This window comes from Streptomyces sp. NPDC056128 (assembly GCF_042263835.1).
GTDB lineage: Bacteria > Actinomycetota > Actinomycetes > Streptomycetales > Streptomycetaceae > Streptomyces.
Genome location: NZ_JBHJVQ010000007.1, coordinates 39,980 through 55,538, shown reverse-complemented (window position 1 = coordinate 55,538; position 15,559 = coordinate 39,980). Strand labels below are relative to the sequence as shown.

The following is a 15,559-nucleotide window of genomic DNA, read 5'->3' as shown; positions in this document are numbered from 1 at the left end:
GTGCGCCGCGGCCTCACGGCACCAGGAGCAACTGCCGTTCGCGCTCCTGGTCGCCGGCGGCCGCTCCCTCGTCGCGCGTGCTGAAGGCGTGCGACAGCGTCGTGCTCGCCGCCTCCACGGCCTGCGGCGTGCCCTGCACGGTGACCGTCACCGGCGCGGACAGCGCGGCCCGCGCCGGTGACGGGGCGGCCTCCGGTGAGGGCGGGGAGTCGAAGGTCGCGGTGCGCACCGTCGCCCGTTCGTCGGCCGGACGGCCGTCGGGCGCCCCGAAGACGTCCTCCAGCGTCCGCACGATGGCCCGCGCGTCGTCGAGGCCGCCGCCGCTGAGCGTCACGGTGAGCTGAGTGTCGGACATCCTTCGCACTTCCTCCCTGCGTGCCGATTGGTCCGGGCCGTGTAACCGCCCGCCGTTCCCTCAAACCGGGCGTCCTCCTCCAGGCCCGGCGCCTGAGTGCGGGGATCGCGGGAACAGAGACGGGAACGGAGAACACACGGGCGACGGCGATCGGGAGGAACCGTGACTGACTCGGGCACGGCTGACGGCGGGGGGCGGCGCAGAGGCCGCAACGAGACCGAGGAGGAGCGGGCCGACCGGATGTGGTCGGAGCTGATCCAGGAGGTACGCGTCGCGCAGATGGGCGTGCAGATCCTGTTCGGCTTCCTGCTCACCGTCGTGTTCCAGTCCAAGTACGAGGAACTCTCGGCCACCGACCAGCGGATCTACCTGGTGACGGTGGTGCTCGGCGCCGTGACCACCGGCGCCCTGATCGGCCCGGTGTCCCTGCACCGTCTGGTGTCCGGGCGGCGGGTGAAACCCCAGGCGGTGCGGTGGGCGTCCCGGCTGACCATGCTCGGCCTGGTGGGGCTGCTCGCCACCATGGCCTGCTCGCTCCTGCTGATCCTGCGCGTCGCCACCCACAACGGGTTCGTGCCCTACGTCGTGACCGGCGTCGTGCTCTGGTACCTGCTGTGCTGGTTCGGGATCCCGATGTGGACCCGGCACCGGCACACCGCCGACTGAGGCGGGGTCAGCCCTCGGCCGTCAGTTCCGCGAGGAAGTCGTCGACGCGCACCTGCTCCGTGCCCGGCCGGACCACGGCGTGCGTCTCGCGCAGGAGCGCCTCGACGGCCGCGGCCCAGACGAACACCACGGCGCGGTGACGGTCCCCGTCGGACCGGTCGTCGCCCAGCAGTTCGATGCGGAGCTCGTCCCACACGCCCCGCGACTGGGGCCGTATCCGTACGTCGCCGACGCCGACCGGCCGGGTCAGCCCCTCGCCCACCATCTGCCGGTCCAGCGTCCAGCGGGCGAGTACGCGGCCGTCGTGGCTGAACACCACGGTGAGCGCGAACGGGTCCAGCGCGTCGTAGGAGAAGTGCGCGAGTACGGGGAAACGGTCGGTGTCGCCCGTCTGGATCTGCACGACCAGGGTCCTGTGCACGGCGGTGTTCACGAGTGACCTCCAGCGGGACGGACGTAGAGCCCTCTCATACCCCGCGGTTGGTCAGCTATCGCCCAGCGCCTCGCGCAGCGCGGGCAGCAGGGTCTTCTCCGACCAGTCCAGGAAGGCGTGCTGGGACTCGCCGCCGATCTGCACCAGGGCGATCTCGGTGAACCCGGCCTCCACGTACGGGCGCACGGCCGCGACGAAGGCGTCCGGGTCGTCGCCGCAGGGGATGGACGCGGCGACGTCGTCGGGGGTGACGAACTGGGTGGCCGCCGCGAAGGAGTCCGGGTGGGGCAGCTCCGAGTTGACCTTCCAGCCGCTGCCGAACCAGCGGAACTGGGCGTGGGCGCGTTCGACCGCCGCGTCCCGGTCGGGGTCGTAGCACACCGGCAGCTGGCCCACGCGCGGCTTGCCCGCGCCGCCGTGCCGGTCGAAGGCCGCCAGCAGTTCCGCCTTGGGCTCGGTGGCGATCACGAGGTCGGCGAACTCGCCCGCCAGTGCGCAGGAGCGGTCGCCGGAGACGGCGATCCCGATCGGCGGCGCGCTCTCCGGCAGGTCCCACAGCCGGGCCGACTCCACGTCGAAGTGGGTGCCGCGGTGGTTCACGTGGCCGCCGTCGAACAGCGCCCGGATGATCTCCACGGCCTCCCGGAGCATCTCGTGCCGCACGTCGACGGACGGCCAGCCGCCGCCCACCACGTGCTCGTTGAGGTTCTCGCCCGAGCCGAGACCCAGCCGGAACCGGCCCTCGGACAGCAGTTGCAGCGTCGCCGCCTTCTGCGCCACCACCGCCGGGTGGTAGCGGAAGGTCGGGCACGTCACGTACGTCATGAGCGGGATGCGGGAGGTCGCCTGCGCCGCGGCGCCGAGCACGCTCCAGGCGTACGGCGAGTGGCCCTGCGCGCGCAGCCAGGGGAAGTAGTGGTCCGAGGTCACCGAGAAGTCGAACCCCACCTCCTCCGCCCGCACCACATGGCCGACGAGTTCACGCGGGCCGGCCTGCTCGGTCATCATCGTGTATCCGATGTGTGCCATGGCGTCCGGGTCCCCGCCCGGCCCGAGGGAAAACCGTCGCAAACGGGAGGGAAGCGGTCAGGCCGTGTCCTCCCGGAAGCTTCCGAGGAACGTGGCGAGCGCCCGTTCGTTCTCGCCGTCGCCCCAGTCGGCGGCCGGGGTAGTCCAGCGCAGCGAGAAGCTGCGGCCGCCGCCGAGCAGGAACCCGCGGCCGAAGGTGCGGATCCGGTCGCCGTCGTCGTGGGCCACCCACTGCATGTCGGCGGCCTCCCGCCCCCGGTACGTCGTCGCCCGGATCTCGCCGATCCGCCGGTAGCCGCCCGAGCGTTCCAGTCCCGGCTCCACGTCGTCGCGCCACACCGCGACCGGGTCGGCGCCCGCGCGCTCGCTGTAGGTGACCGCGAGGGTGCGTGGGTCGCCGGACGCGCCGAAGACGACCCGGTACGCCCCGTCCGGCACCCGCGAGGTGTCCAGGCGCCGCCAGTTCCCGGGCAGGGCCACGGAGAAGCCCTCCGGCGCGTCGTAGCGGCTGAACCCGGCGGGCAGTGTTCCGTCGGCCGGTTTCGACGGTGACGGACTCGCGCTCGGCGGGGGAGTGGGCGAGGCGGGGGCGGAGTCCTCGGGGGAGGGAGCGGCGGGGGCCGAGGGGCGCTGCCGGGCGTCCGTGCCGGAACCGTCGTCGGTGCCGGGCAGCCCCTGGGTGACGGCGACGACGGCGACCGTGACCGTGGCCAGCGCGAGGGCGGTCCCGGCGACCGTGCCGCGCCTGCTCCACGCCCGGCTCGCGCCCCGGGCGGCCGCGTACACGCCGCGCAGCCGGGGGCCCGGAACCTCGCGCACGGCCGTGTCGGGATCCTCCGTCAGCACCCGGGTGAGCGCCTCGCGGACCACCGGGCGGGTCAGCCGCTCGCGGGAGTCCTTGCGCAGCAGCCCCAGCACTGCCTGGGTGAGCGGACCGGTGCGCACCGGAGTGCGCAGCGGCAGCCGGTCCACGCCCTTCAGCGTCGCCTCGGGCCGGCCGCGGTCGCGGAAGGGCGGACGCCCCTCGACCATGGTGTAGAGGATCGCGCCCAGCGTCCACAGGTCCGCCGCGGGCCCGATCCGCTCGTCGCGGGCCTGCTCGGGCGAGGCGTACGAGGGCGCGGTGAGCCGCGGGGCGAGGGTGGCGCCGGCCAGACCGAACCCGGTGACGGCGACCGAGCCGTCCTCGCGCACGAACACCTGGCCCGGGCTCAGCTCGCCGTGGGTGATGCCCTCGCCGTGCGCCGCGTCCAGCACGGCCAGCAGCTCCAGGCCGACGCGTGCCGCGCGCACGTAGTTGAACGTGCCCTGCCGGGCCAGGAGTTCGCCGAGCGGCACCCCGCCGACCCACTCGGTCACCGTCCACAGGGCGCCGTCCGCGACGGTCGCGTCCACCACCGGGACGATCCGCCCGGGACACAGCCGCTCCACGGTCTCGCAGGCGCGGACCACCCGCCCGGTGGCCCGGCGGGCGGTGTCGCCGGCCTGTTCCTCCGGGAGCGCGATCCGCGTGACCAGGCACGGACGGCCCGTCCCGGTGTCCTCCCCGGACCAGCAGACACGGTTCGTCTCCTCGTGGACGACCTCCAGCAGGCGGTACCGTCCGGCGACCAACTCGTGTGTGGAGACGTGCGCCCAGCCCATGGCCATCCCTCGTTCGCACCGCTGGCTCTCAGCTTGTCCAGGGATACGGTGAGGGGGCCCGGCCGCGTTCAACGAATGCGCGATCCGGGCCCCTTTCTGACCCTTCTTCAAAAAGCGCCGAACACCTGCGCGACCGTGTATGCGGGAAAAGCGACCGACCCGGTCTGGACCAGCCCTGAACTGGACGGTCCCGCTCGCTCGTCCGTTCCGAATTCCGCCGCCGGACCGCGTGGCACCGGAATTCCGATGCCCGCCTGGGGGTAACCGGCGGTAAATGCGGATCCGGTGCCGGAAAACGGTGTCAGCGCAACCCGAACCGGTCCGCCCAGGACGCCATGTCGGCGGTCGTGGCATTGCCGCCGCACACCACCAGACCGAGCCGGGCGCCGTCACCCACCCGCTCCACCACCCGCCGGGCGGCCGGCAGCAGACACCCGGCCGCCGGCTCGGTCCACACCTTTGCGTGCTCGGCGAGCGCCAGCGACCCCTCGACGGCCTCCCGGTCCGGCACCACCAGCACCTCGGTGACCAGCGCCGACACATGCTCGTACGTCACCTGCGAGACGGCCGGGGCGCTGAGCGTGGTGACGATCGACGACAGGGCCACGGGCAGCGGCCCGCCCGCCGCCAGCGCCCGGGACATCGCCTCGGCGCCCTCGGTCTCCACGCCCCACACCCGCAGCTCCGGCCGCCGCGCCCGCAGCGCCGCTGCCACGCCCGCGATCAGACCGCCGCCCCCGATGCTCACCAGCACGTCGGTGAGTTCCCCGGCGTCCTCCTCGAACTCCAGCCCGACGGTGCCCTGACCGGCGATCACCACCGGGTCGTCGAAGGGGTGGACCAGGGTCAGCCCCTCCTCCCGCAGGCGCGTCACGAGCGCGAAGGCGCTGTCCATGCCGTCGGTGAGCCGCACCAGCGCGCCCGCCTCCTCGGCGATCTAGACGGAACGGGCCGGTGCCGTGCGCGGCATGACCACCGTCGCCTTCACGTCCAGCGCCGCGGCCATCACCGCCACGGCGACGCCGTGGTTGCCGCCGCTGACCGCGACCACCCCGGCCGCCCGCTCGGCCTCGGTCAGCGACAGCAGCTTCGCCGTCGCGCCCCGCGCCTTGAACGAGCCGGTGCGCTGGAGCAGCTCCAGCTTCGCGGTGACCGGAACCCCGAGCAGTGCGGACAGCCCGGGGCTGGGCACGGTCGGGGTGCGGACGACATGGCCGGCGATCCGCTCGGCCGCGGCTTCGATCTCCGTGATCCCGATCAAGGTGGTCATCAGTGCTGCTGCGCCTTCTGCGGCGTCGCTTCGCTCGGCCGGACGACGACGAAGCCCTCGCCCTGGAGGAGCAGCTGGACGGCTTCCCCGGAGCCGCCGCGCAGCATCGAGCCCATGGACTGCGAACGGTGCAGGGAGGTCTCGAGCCCCGCCGACCAGCCGACGATCGCGTCCGTGTCGACGTAGACCGGGTACTGCGGCGAGACCGGGATGACCAGCGGGCTGCCCTCGCACACCAGCCCCAGCCTGCCGTGTCCCGTGAAGACACTGTTGAACAGCCCGCCGCCGGCGATGCCCGAGCCCTTCACGGTGGAGATGCGGTACGACAACGAGGCGTCGAAGCACAGGACGTTGCGGCCGTTCACCGTGAACTCGTCGCCGGGCTCGACCTCCACGATGAAGCAGTTCTGCGCCTCGTGCGCGAACCATGCCTCGCCCTGTCCGCGCACCGCCATCAGCGGCAGCCCCTCGCCGGTGACCGCGCGCTTGAGCATGCCGCCCACGCCCTGGCCCTTGCGTTCGAACTGGAGTCCGCCGCGGTAGGCGATCATCGCGCCCTGCCGGGCGAGCATCTCGCCGTTCACCGCATAGCGGATGCACTTGGAGTTCTCGACGGTCATGCCCGGCGCGGAGGCGGGCTGCACCATGTGCTCACTGGAAAAGAGGTCACCCTTCATACCCGCATCCTGGCCCGGAGAGTGCCGTTCCGCCAAGATCGCGTGCCGAGTCCCTCCCAGGTGTTCAGCCGCCGAAGAGCTGGGTCCAGTAGGTGCCCGCCCGTCCGCCGCCGGCCAGGCCGACCCCGATGCGGGTGAAGTCGGCCTTGAGGATGTTGGCGCGGTGACCGGGGCTGTTCATCCAGCCCTCGACCACGTCGGCCGCGGAGCGCTGCCCGCAGGCTATGTTCTCGCCGACCGTGCGCCGGGCGGCTCCCGCGGCGGCGGCCCGGTCCCAGGGCTTCCCGCCGTCGGGGTCCGTGTGGGCGTAGAAGTCCCGGGCCACCATGTCCGCGCTGTGCGCCTGCGCGGCCCGGGTCAGGGCGGCGTCGACGGCCAGAGGGCGCAGCCCCGCCCCGGCCCGCTCCCGGTTGGTGAGGCCGACGACCTCCGCCGTGGTGCGGTCCAGCCCGTCCGGGGTGAGCGGCACGGCCCACAGCGCCGTCCAGTACGTGTCGCCCGAGGGCCCGCCGGTGGCGTGACCCCAGCCGGCGTGCGTGAAGGCGGTGTCGTGCAGCGTGCGCCGGGTGCGTTCGGTGCCCAGGCAGTACGCGACGAACTCGGCGGGGGTGCGCGGGCCGGAGACCAGGTGCTCGCCGACGGTGAGGTAGGCGAACCCGGCCGATACAACGCGCTGATGGACGGAGACGCCGTCCCGTGTCTCGACGCTCAGCGTGCCCGCGGCGGCCATCGCGGCGGCGTGCGCCCCGGCCGCGGAGACCAGCCGGGCGTCCGCGGTGAGCGGCGGGGAACCGGACGCCGTCCGGGCGGAGTTGACCAGGCCGAGGAAGCCGTCGGCGTCGGCGGCCGGCATGGCTGACGGGGCCGGTGTCCCGTGCGGCACGGGGGCGTCGTCGATCACGTCCACCCCGAAGTCCCGGGCGAGTCCGGCGAGTCCGTCGGCGTACCCCTGGCCCAGGGCGCGCAGCTTCCAGCGCTCGCCGCGCCGGTACAGCTCCGCGAGCAGCAGCACGGTCTCCTGCCCGGGGCGCGCGGGGGTGAACCGGGCCAGCGTCCGGCCGGCGGTGTCGGTGACGTGGAGGGCGGGGGAGGGGAGCGCGCTCAGGGCGGTCCCGGCCTCCGACGGGCTGACCACCACCGTCACCCGGCTCGCACCGGGGCGCAGCCGGGCGGGATCGACGGTGAGCGTGCCGCCGAGGAGCCGGGCGCCGGGTGCCTGCGGCTGGTTGTAGAAGACGAAGTCCCCGTCCCCGCCGACCTTTCCGCCGTCGTCCGTGACGAGCGCCGACACGTCGAAGGGGCCGGGCACCCGTACCTGCACGGGGCCGACGGGCAGAGGGACGTTGCCCCCGGGGACCAACTCGCTCATCGTGCCGCCCTGTGTCGTCGTGCGCGCTCCGGGCGCGGGTAGGGGTACGCGTACGGGTGTCGGTGCCGGGTCAACGTCCGCCGGGCTGCGGGGGTTCCCGGCGCCCGCGCCCGCCTGTTCGGTCCGCCCGCCTGCTCAGTCCGACGACGCCGGCTCCGGGACGATCAGGCCCTGCCGGTAGGCGATGGCGACCGCCTCGGTGCGGCCGGCCGCGTGCAGCTTGCCGAGGATGTTGGAGACGTGGACGCTCGCCGTCTTGGCGCTGATGAACAGCTCCTCGCCGATCCGCCGGTTGCTGTGGCCGAGGGCGAGCAGCCGCAGGACGTCCCGCTCCCGGGCGGTGAGCACCGCGGCCCCCTGCCCGCCGGCGGGCGCAGGGTCCGTGAGGCGGCCGCGGCGGGTCAGGTCGTCCAGCCGCTCGCGCAGCACCGTGGCGCCGAGCCGGTCGGCCTCCCGGCGTACCGCTTCGGCCTCGGTGGCCGCCTCCTCGCGGCGGCCGGCCGCCAGCAGGGCCTCCGCGAGGCGCAGCCGGCACCGGGCGCGTTCGTAGGTGTCGCCGAAGGTGAACGCGGCCACCGCCCTCTCCCAGGACGCCGGGTCCGGCTCGGAACCGGTGGTCCGGATCCACTCCGCCTCGGCCCGCGCCAGCCATGCCTGCCCCTCGGGGCCCTGGGGCGTGCCGTCCTCCCCGTACCCGGCGGACGACCGCGCCTGCTCCAGCAGTTCGGCCGCGGATTCGGCCCAGCGGGCGGCGCCGGGCTCGTCGCCGGTCCTGCGCAGCTCCATCACGGTGTCGGCGGCCGCGGACAGGGCGAGGGCGGCGAGCCTGACGGTCGCCAGCGGCGGTGTGCCCGCGTCGTCGCTGAGCGCCTCGACGGTGGACCGCATCGACCGCACGGCGTCCGCCGCGTCCCCGCGCAGGGCGGCGGCGTCGGTCAGCACGATGCCCCCGACGAGCCGGGCCATCCAGTCGAACGGCCCCTTCAGCAGCGCCCGGGCGCGGTCGGCGGCCCCCGAGTCGCCGCGCGCCAGGGCCACGTACAGCCCCGGACCGATGGTGTGACCGCCCCAGGCGGGCAGCGCCCCGCTGTGCTCCTCGGAGCCGCGTACGCACTCGTCCCAGTGCCCCAGCGTGTACTGCACCAGCAGCCGCAGATACCGCATCTCCCGCGGATACGGCGAGGACAGCAGCCCGGAGCGGCGGGCCCGGTCCAGTCCCTCCGACGCCCGGGTCAGGCACTCCTCCAGGTCACCGGACTCGAAGCTGCCGATGGCCAGGTTGAACAGGGCGCGCAGCTCCACCGGCGCGTTGCCCGCCCGGCGTGCCAGCTCCCGCGCCTCGAGGAGCCGCTCGCGGCCCTCCGGAGTGCTCCGGTTGCCGCCCTCCAGGCTGGTCAGGGAGATCAGGAGGTCGGCGCGGGCGTCGGTGATGCCCAGCTCCTCCGCCACCCCGAGGGCCCGGCGCGCCACGCGCAGCGCCGTCCCGTTCTCCCCGACCTGGCGGGCCGCCATCACATGGGTCGCCGCGGCCCACAGCCAGGTCGCCGACGGGGGCTCGGCGGGGATCAGGCCGAGCGCCTCGCTGCTGTGGGCGTACGCCGCCGACTGGTTGTCGACGCTGAGCAGGTTCCCGGCGAGCGTGTAGCGCACGCGGGCCGCCAGTTCCAGGTCGGCGTCCTGGCCGAGGCCGGCCAGCGCGGCACGGGTGAGGGAGACCGCCCGGTGCACCTCCCCGGCGTGCGCCGCGGCCGCCGAGGCGCGCAGCGTCAGCGTCACCGCGTCGGGGCCCGCGGGCCGCGCGGGGGCGTCGACCGCCGACCACAGGTCGAGGGCCGCCTCGACGTGCCGCAGCTCCTCGGCGGGCGCGCCGACGCGCTGTGCGTGGTCGGCGGCCTCCAGGGACGCGGCCAGCGCCTCGGGCAGGTCGTGGCTCTCGCGGTAGTGGTGGGCGCGTTCGGCGGCGCTGTCCGAGCGGCGGTCCGGCCCGGCGAGCAGCCGCGCGAACCCGCCGTGCAGCCGGGCCCGTTCCCCGGGGAGCAGATCGGCGTAGACCGCCTCCCGGGCCAGGGCGTGCCGGAACGAGTACGTGTCCCCGTCGCCGGAGACGAGCAACTGCCGCTCCACGGCCTCGCGCAGCGCCGACTCCAGCTCCTCCTCGGGCAGCCCCACGGCGTCCCGCAGCAGATCGTGCCCCACGCGCCGCCCGGCGACCGCGGCGGTGCGCAGGACTTGCTGCGCGGTCTCCGACAGCTGCTCGAAGCGGATGAGCAGCACGTCGGCCAGGCCGCTGGGCACGCCACCCGCGGGCGCGTCCGTGGCGGCCACCAGCTCCTCGGCGTAGAAGGCGTTGCCCTCGGCGCGTTCGACGATCCGGTGCACGGTGGTGTCCGGCAGTGGCCGGTCCCGCAGCGCGCGCACCAGCCGGGCGACGTCGGCGTCCGGCAGGGGACGCAGCTCCAGCCGCTCCACGGAGGGCAGCCGCACCAGCTCGGCCAGCAGGGGACGCAGCGGGTGACGGCGGTGCAGGTCGTCCGCCCGGTACGAGGCGAGCAACGCGAGACGGTGGCCCGGGGCCCCGCCGGCCGGCCGCTGCAGCACGCCCCGGCTGAGCAGGAACCTCAGCAGGTCCCGGGAGGACTGGTCGGCCCAGTGCAGGTCCTCCAGGACCAGCAGCAGCGGTGCGACGTCCGCCAGGTCGGTGAGGAGCGCGGCCACGCCCTCGAAGAGCCGCAGCCGCGACCGGTCCGCCGGGCCCCCGTCGTCCGGGCCGCCGCCGAGCAGCCGGTCGGCCACCGGGTGGGCGGCCAGCACGGCGGCGAACCGCTCGTCGGCGGCCAGCGCGCCGAGGATCTCGGTGAACGGCAGATAGGGCAGACCGACGTCGCCCAGGTCCACGCAGTGCCCGGTGAGCACGGTGGTCCCGGCCGCGGCGGCCCGGCCGGCGACCTCGTCCAGGGTCCGGGTCTTGCCCACCCCGGCGTCCCCGGCGACGAGCACCGCGCGGGCCTCCCCGGCGCGGGCGCGCCCCAGGACGCCGGTGAGACGCGCGAGTTCGTCCTCGCGGCCGACGAGTGGGCTGGTGAGTGAGGTCTGCGGCACGCCGCCCATCCTGACACGCGGGTCCGACAGTGCCTCCCGTCCCGTGGGGCCGGGATCGCCCGGACCGGTCCCGGGGCGCCTGCCGGACCGGTCCGTGGGCGGTCAGCGGGCGGTCAGCGCCGCAATGTGGCGGCCCAGTCCGCCGGGACCCGGCCCGCCGGTCCGGGCGCCGGCTGGTCCTGGGGGTGGCTGGCCGGCGGCGCGAGGCCGGGACCGGACTCGCGCACCTCGCCGGTCGCGTAGTCCCAGTACCACTCCTCGCCCGGCTCGAAGCTCTGCACCAAGGGGTGCCCGGTGGCCGTGTAGTGCCCGGTCGCGTGCTGCCCCGGCGAGCTGTCGCAGCACCCGACGTGGCCGCAGCTCGCGCAGCGCCGCAGGTGGAACCACCAGCCGCCGGCGGCGTCGCACTCGGCGCAGCCGGTACCGCTCGGCGGGACGGTGGGGTCGATTCCGGTGTCGCTGGTCATGCCGTCTCCTCTCGTGCCGTCTCCTCGGTCGGATCGGGCTCGGCGGCGGTGAGCGGCAGGAGCACCTGGAAGCGGGTGTCGCCCGGCTCGGACTCCACCTGGAGCGCGCCGTGGTGCTTGTTGACCACGATCCGCCAGGAGATGTCCAGGCCGAGCCCGGTGCCCTCGCCCACCGGCTTGGTGGTGAAGAACGGGTCGAAGATGCGCTCCCGGATCTCCGGGGCGATGCCGGTGCCGGTGTCGCGGAACTCCACGAGCAGCCGGTCGTGGTGGAGGGCGGTCCGCACCGTCAGCGTGCCGTCGCCGCCCGCGTCGTTCACCGCGGCGACCGCGTTGTCGATCAGGTTGGTCCACACCTGGTTCAGCTCCGCCGGGTACGCCGGGACCTTCGGCACCGTGCGGTCGTACTCCTTGACGACCTCGATCCGGGGGCCGATCTTCCCGGACAGCATCAGCAGGGTGCTGTCCAGGAGTTCGTGGACGTCGACGGTGCGGTAGGGCGCGCGGTCGAGCTGCGCGTACTGCTTGGCCGCGTCGACGAGGTGGGAGACGCGGGCGGTGGAGTCCGCGATCTCGTTCATCAGCAGCTCGGTCTCGACGGTGTAGTTGAGCCAGCCGACCGCTCCCGCGAGGATCTCCTCGTCCACCGCCGCCGCGACCTGCTCCAGCCAGTCGGTGTCCAGACCGGCCTGCACGAAGGTCGGGGCGAGCTGCCAGCCGTGGTCGATGCCGTGGTCCTCCAGCCAGTCGGTGAGGACGTCCTCCCGGTCGGCGGCCTCCAGCGGGCTCAGCGACGGCGCCTTGGCGACCCGCTCGGCCGTGCGCTCCTGGATCTCGATGAGCCCCGCCAGCGCGTCGCGGGAGAACGGGCCCTCGGCGATCACGGCCAGCTTGTGCCGCATCTTCGCCACCCGCTCCCGCAGCGTCGAGGTGGCCCGTACCGCGGCCGCCGCCGGGTTGTTCAGCTCGTGCGTGAGACCGGCCGACAGGGAGCCCAGGGCCAGCAGCCGCTCGCGCTGCCCGACCGCCCGCTGCGTGCTCTTGGACCCGAAGAAGAGCCCTTCCAGCAGGTGCACCGCCATCGGGAACCACTCCCGCATGACGGCCGCGAACGTCGCGGCGGGCAGCACGAAGAACCGCGTCGGCTCGGTGACCCGCATCGAGTTGTTGTAGACCTGCGGCAGCCGGTCACCGACGTACGCCTGCATCGCGCCCGCGTACACACCGCGCTGCGAGGTGCGGTTGGTCTCCACGTCGTCCCCGCCGACCCGGCGGGAGAGCACGACCGCCCCCTCGATCATCACGTAGAAGCACGTCGCGTCCTCGCCCTCGGTGTACACCGGACCGGGCTCGAACAGCTCGACCCGCCCCTCCGCGCACAGCCGGCCCAACTGCTCGGGCGACAGCTTCTCGAACAGGAACAGCTTCCCGATCTCCTCGGGGGCGCACGGCATCGGCCGCCCGCTCACGACTGCTCCAGGTACCGGTGGACGAGCATCACGGCCATGGCTCCCTCTCCGACGGCGGACGCGACCCGTTTCGCGGACTCGGCGCGGGCGTCGCCCGCCACGAACACGCCCGGGACGCTGGTCTCCAGGTGATACGGCGGGCGGTCCAGCTCCCACTGCGCCGGCGGCCGCCCGTCCACGGTGAGGTCCGGCCCGGCGAGGATGAACCCGCGCTCGTCCCGCAGCACCGTGCCGTCCAGCCAGTCGGTCAGCGGCGCCGCGCCGATGAACACGAACAACCACTGCGCGTCGACCTCTTCGGTGTCGCCGGCCTCCGCGTCGCGCAGCGTCAGCCGCTCCAGCCGGCCGTCGCCCCGCGCGCCCTCGACCACGGTGCCGCAGCGCACGTGGATGTTGGGCGTCTCCTCGATCTGCTGGACCAGGTAGTGCGACATCGACGCCGCCAGGGAGCCGCCGCGCACCAGCAGCGTCACCGACTTGGCGCCCCGCGCGAGGTACATCGCCGCCTGCCCGGCCGAGTTGGCGCCGCCCACGATGTACACGTCGTGGCCCTGGCAGGAGGCGGCCTCGGTCAGCGCCGAGCCGTAGAACACGCCGCAGCCGGTCAGTTCGTCCGTGCCCGGCGCCGCGAGCTGCCGGTAGGACACGCCGGTCGCCAGGATCACGCTGTGCGCGGCGATCGCCGAGCCGTCCGAGAAGCGGACGACCCGCGCCGCCCCGTTGGCCTCCAGACCGGTCACCTCCCGCGCGGTGAGGATCTCGGCGCCGAACTTCGCCGCCTGCCGCCGGGCCCGCTCGGTGAGCTGCCCGCCGGAGACCCCGTCGGGAAAGCCGAGGTAGTTCTCGATGCGGGAGCTCTGCCCGGCCTGGCCGCCGGTCGCCGACCGCTCCACCAGCACCGTCCGCAGCCCCTCCGAGGCCCCGTACACGGCCGCTCCCAGCCCGGCCGGGCCGCCGCCGATCACGACCAGGTCGTAGAAGTCCGAGGTCGGGGTCGTCGCCAGGCCCACGTGCGCGGCGAGGTCGGGCGCCTCCGGCTCCACCAGCGGCGTCCCGTCCGGTGTGATCACCACCGGCAGCCGCTGCCCGTCCTGCCCGGCCGCCGACAGCAGGCGGCGCCCCTCCGGCTCGTCGGAGGAGTACCAGCGGTAGGGCACCTGGTTGCGGGCCAGGAACTCGCGAACCTCCGAGGACCGCGCCGACCAGCGGTGCCCGACGACCTTGGTTCTGGGCACCGGCCGGTGGTCGCCGGTGCGCCAGGCCTGGAGCAGGTCGTCCACGACCGGGTACAGCTTCTCCTCGGGCGGGTCCCACGGCTTGAGCAGGTAGTGGTCCAGGTCGACGACATTGATCGCGTCGATCGCCGCGCCGGTGTCCGCGTACGCGGTCAGCAGCACCCGCCGGGCGCCCGGATAGATGTCCAGGGCCTGCTCCAGGAACTCGATGCCGTTCATCTGCGGCATCCGGTAGTCGGCGAGGAGCACCGCCACCAGGTCGCCGCGCAGCTTCAGTTCCCGCAGCGCCTGGAGGGCCGACTCGCCGGACTCCGCGCGCACGACGCGGTACGTCGCGCCGTAGCGCCGCCGCAGGTCACGGGCGACGGCACGGGAGACCCCCGGATCGTCGTCCACGGTCATGATGACGGTCCGCGTCGCCCCGTCGTCCTGTGCCATGCGTCCCCCACGTCGAGCGGCCGGATTCACGGCACGGCGTCCCCGTCACCGCACCGGCCTGCAGCCCATCGTATGTTCGATCGCCGCACCTCGCTCAGGCAGCCGGGCTCCCGCCGCGGGGGCCCAGCACGCAGAACTCGTTGCCCTCCGGGTCGGCCAGCACCACCCACGGGACGTCCTCGCCCTGGCCCACGTCGGCGTGGCGCGCCCCCAGCTCCAGCAGTCGCGCCACCTCGGCCGCCTGGTCCACGGGCCGGAAGTCGAGGTGCAGCCGGTTCTTCCCGGCCTTGTCCTCCGGCACCCGGCCGAACAGCAGTCCCGGCAGCCGGTCGGGCTCCGGACGGATCTCGTACTCGTCGGGGGAGTCGTCCACCACCACCCAGCCCAGCGCCCGGGCCCACCAGCGTCCGAGGGCCTCGGGGTCGGCCGCGTCGACCGCTACCTGCTCCCACTCCAATGGCATGCGGACATCGTAGGGAAGACTGGGTCCCATGGACGTCACCGCGACACAGGGAGGGACCCGTATGACGCGCCCGATCACGGCAGGCGTGGACGGTTCGGAGGAGAGCATGGCCGCACTGGCCTGGGCGGCGAGGGAGGCGGTCCGCCGGGAGGCGGCGCTGCACGTCGTGCACGCCTGGCGGGTGCGGGACGCCGGCGAGGGGGACCGGGACGCGCAGGAGCGGTGGGTGCGGGACGCGGTCGCCGAGCCGGTCCTGACCATCACCGAGCGGCACCCGGAGCTGACCGTGTCCACGGAGGTCCGCGAGGCCGACGACCCCGTCGCCGTCCTGCTGGCCGCCGCGGCCGACGCCGAGACGCTGGTGCTCGGCTCGCGCGGTCACGGGGCGGTCGTCGGCTTCCTGCTCGGCTCCGTCGGCCGCCAGGTGATCGCCGAGGCGACCCGGCCGGTCGTCCTCGTGCGCGCCGGTGACGAGGCCGCGGGTGAGGCCGCCGGCCGCGAGGTCGTCGTCGGCCAGCAGGGCGAGCCCGAGGACAGCGCCGACGTGATCGGGTACGCCTTCGAGGCGGCCGCCGCGCGCGGCGCCACCGTGCGCGCCGTGCGGGCCTGGACCCTGCCGACGGTCTTCACCTACAGCCCCGGCTCGATGGCGCTCGCCGACGAGGCCGGCGGGCTGGAGCAGTACGAGCGGAAAGCGCTCGGCGAGGCGCTCGGTCCCTGGCGCGAGCGCTTCCCGGACGTCCCCGTGGTGGAGCACGTGGAGATGGGCAGCGCCGGCCAGGTGCTGCTGTCGGTGGCCGCGAACGCCCAGCTGATGGTCGTGGGCCGCCGTGCCCGCCGTACGGCCGTCGGTGCCCGGATCGGCTCGGTGGCGCACGGTGTGCTGCACCACGCGGACTGCCCGGTGGCGGTGGTCCCGCACACCTGAGACCGCACGGGCGGGGG

Annotated in this window: 13 protein-coding genes and 1 pseudogene; 2 read left to right on the top strand and 12 right to left on the bottom strand. The window is 74.5% G+C overall.

Annotated elements, in window-relative coordinates:
- Window positions 1–13: 13 nt before the first annotated feature.
- Window positions 14–355: a hypothetical protein gene (locus tag ACFC1X_RS16495; RefSeq protein ID WP_376353942.1), complete on the bottom strand. Its 342-nt coding sequence runs from the start codon at window positions 353–355 to the stop codon at window positions 14–16.
- 162 nt (window positions 356–517) lie between these two features.
- On the opposite strand from ACFC1X_RS16495, the gene ACFC1X_RS16490 reads away from it, so the two are divergent.
- Window positions 518–1,021: a DUF6328 family protein gene (locus tag ACFC1X_RS16490; RefSeq protein WP_376353939.1), complete on the top strand. Its 504-nt coding sequence runs from the start codon at window positions 518–520 to the stop codon at window positions 1,019–1,021.
- Window positions 1,022–1,028: 7 nt separating this feature from the next.
- On the opposite strand, the gene ACFC1X_RS16485 is transcribed toward ACFC1X_RS16490, so the two are convergent.
- From ACFC1X_RS16485 to ACFC1X_RS16435, 11 genes and pseudogenes are all read right to left on the bottom strand, one after another.
- The gene (locus tag ACFC1X_RS16485) at window positions 1,029–1,454 is read right to left on the bottom strand and encodes an SsgA family sporulation/cell division regulator (RefSeq protein ID WP_376353930.1); all 426 of its coding nucleotides are present in this window, start codon (window positions 1,452–1,454) and stop codon (window positions 1,029–1,031) included.
- A 51-nt stretch (window positions 1,455–1,505) separates the two neighbouring features.
- Window positions 1,506–2,483 carry an LLM class F420-dependent oxidoreductase gene (locus ACFC1X_RS16480; protein ID WP_376353927.1) on the bottom strand — a complete coding sequence of 326 codons (978 nt, stop codon included), beginning with the start codon at window positions 2,481–2,483 and terminating at the stop codon, window positions 1,506–1,508.
- Window positions 2,484–2,540: 57 nt separating this feature from the next.
- Window positions 2,541–4,133, bottom strand: coding sequence for a serine/threonine protein kinase (locus tag ACFC1X_RS16475; protein ID WP_376353924.1), 1,593 nt, complete (start codon window positions 4,131–4,133; stop codon window positions 2,541–2,543).
- A gap of 295 nt (window positions 4,134–4,428) precedes the next feature.
- Window positions 4,429–5,388 (bottom strand): annotated as a pseudogene (locus tag ACFC1X_RS16470) (threonine/serine dehydratase).
- 8 nt (window positions 5,389–5,396) lie between these two features.
- Complete coding sequence (locus ACFC1X_RS16465; protein WP_376353922.1) at window positions 5,397–6,074, bottom strand: AIM24 family protein; 678 nt, start codon at window positions 6,072–6,074, stop codon at window positions 5,397–5,399.
- A 64-nt stretch (window positions 6,075–6,138) separates the two neighbouring features.
- Window positions 6,139–7,443, bottom strand: coding sequence for a CAP domain-containing protein (locus ACFC1X_RS16460; protein WP_376353919.1), 1,305 nt, complete (start codon window positions 7,441–7,443; stop codon window positions 6,139–6,141).
- 135 nt (window positions 7,444–7,578) lie between these two features.
- On the bottom strand, window positions 7,579–10,551 hold the full coding sequence (locus tag ACFC1X_RS16455) for an AAA family ATPase (RefSeq protein ID WP_376353916.1): 2,973 nt from the start codon (window positions 10,549–10,551) through the stop codon (window positions 7,579–7,581).
- A gap of 104 nt (window positions 10,552–10,655) precedes the next feature.
- Window positions 10,656–11,009, bottom strand: a complete 354-nt coding sequence (locus ACFC1X_RS16450) for a UBP-type zinc finger domain-containing protein (RefSeq protein ID WP_376353913.1) — start codon at window positions 11,007–11,009, stop codon at window positions 10,656–10,658.
- Window positions 11,006–12,463, bottom strand: a complete 1,458-nt coding sequence (locus tag ACFC1X_RS16445) for an ATP-binding protein (RefSeq protein WP_376354529.1) — start codon at window positions 12,461–12,463, stop codon at window positions 11,006–11,008. Before ACFC1X_RS16445 ends, ACFC1X_RS16450 begins: the two co-directional genes overlap by 4 nt.
- Before the next feature lie 11 nt (window positions 12,464–12,474).
- A complete protein-coding gene (locus tag ACFC1X_RS16440) occupies window positions 12,475–14,151 on the bottom strand; it encodes an FAD-dependent oxidoreductase (RefSeq protein WP_376353911.1) in 1,677 nt (558 codons plus the stop codon).
- A gap of 94 nt (window positions 14,152–14,245) precedes the next feature.
- Complete coding sequence (locus tag ACFC1X_RS16435; protein ID WP_376353908.1) at window positions 14,246–14,614, bottom strand: VOC family protein; 369 nt, start codon at window positions 14,612–14,614, stop codon at window positions 14,246–14,248.
- Window positions 14,615–14,675: 61 nt separating this feature from the next.
- Here ACFC1X_RS16435 and ACFC1X_RS16430 point away from each other — a divergent pair, with 61 nt between their 5' ends.
- Complete coding sequence (locus ACFC1X_RS16430; protein ID WP_376353906.1) at window positions 14,676–15,542, top strand: universal stress protein; 867 nt, start codon at window positions 14,676–14,678, stop codon at window positions 15,540–15,542.
- Window positions 15,543–15,559: the final 17 nt, after the last annotated feature.

Bases quoted from the DNA above. Each gene is read 5' to 3' on its own strand.
- ACFC1X_RS16495 (WP_376353942.1), bottom strand. From the start codon at position 355: ATGTCCGACACTCAGCTCACCGTGACGCTCAGCGGCGGCGGCCTCGAC.
- ACFC1X_RS16480 (WP_376353927.1), bottom strand. From the start codon at position 2,483: ATGGCACACATCGGATACACGATGATGACCGAGCAGGCCGGCCCGCGT.
- ACFC1X_RS16475 (WP_376353924.1), bottom strand. From the start codon at position 4,133: ATGGCCATGGGCTGGGCGCACGTCTCCACACACGAGTTGGTCGCCGGA.
- ACFC1X_RS16465 (WP_376353922.1), bottom strand. From the start codon at position 6,074: ATGAAGGGTGACCTCTTTTCCAGTGAGCACATGGTGCAGCCCGCCTCC.
- ACFC1X_RS16460 (WP_376353919.1), bottom strand. From the start codon at position 7,443: ATGAGCGAGTTGGTCCCCGGGGGCAACGTCCCTCTGCCCGTCGGCCCC.
- ACFC1X_RS16455 (WP_376353916.1), bottom strand. From the start codon at position 10,551: ATGGGCGGCGTGCCGCAGACCTCACTCACCAGCCCACTCGTCGGCCGC.
- ACFC1X_RS16450 (WP_376353913.1), bottom strand. From the start codon at position 11,009: ATGACCAGCGACACCGGAATCGACCCCACCGTCCCGCCGAGCGGTACC.
- ACFC1X_RS16445 (WP_376354529.1), bottom strand. From the start codon at position 12,463: ATGCCGTGCGCCCCCGAGGAGATCGGGAAGCTGTTCCTGTTCGAGAAG.
- ACFC1X_RS16440 (WP_376353911.1), bottom strand. From the start codon at position 14,151: ATGGCACAGGACGACGGGGCGACGCGGACCGTCATCATGACCGTGGAC.
- ACFC1X_RS16435 (WP_376353908.1), bottom strand. From the start codon at position 14,614: ATGCCATTGGAGTGGGAGCAGGTAGCGGTCGACGCGGCCGACCCCGAG.
- ACFC1X_RS16430 (WP_376353906.1), top strand. From the start codon at position 14,676: ATGACGCGCCCGATCACGGCAGGCGTGGACGGTTCGGAGGAGAGCATG.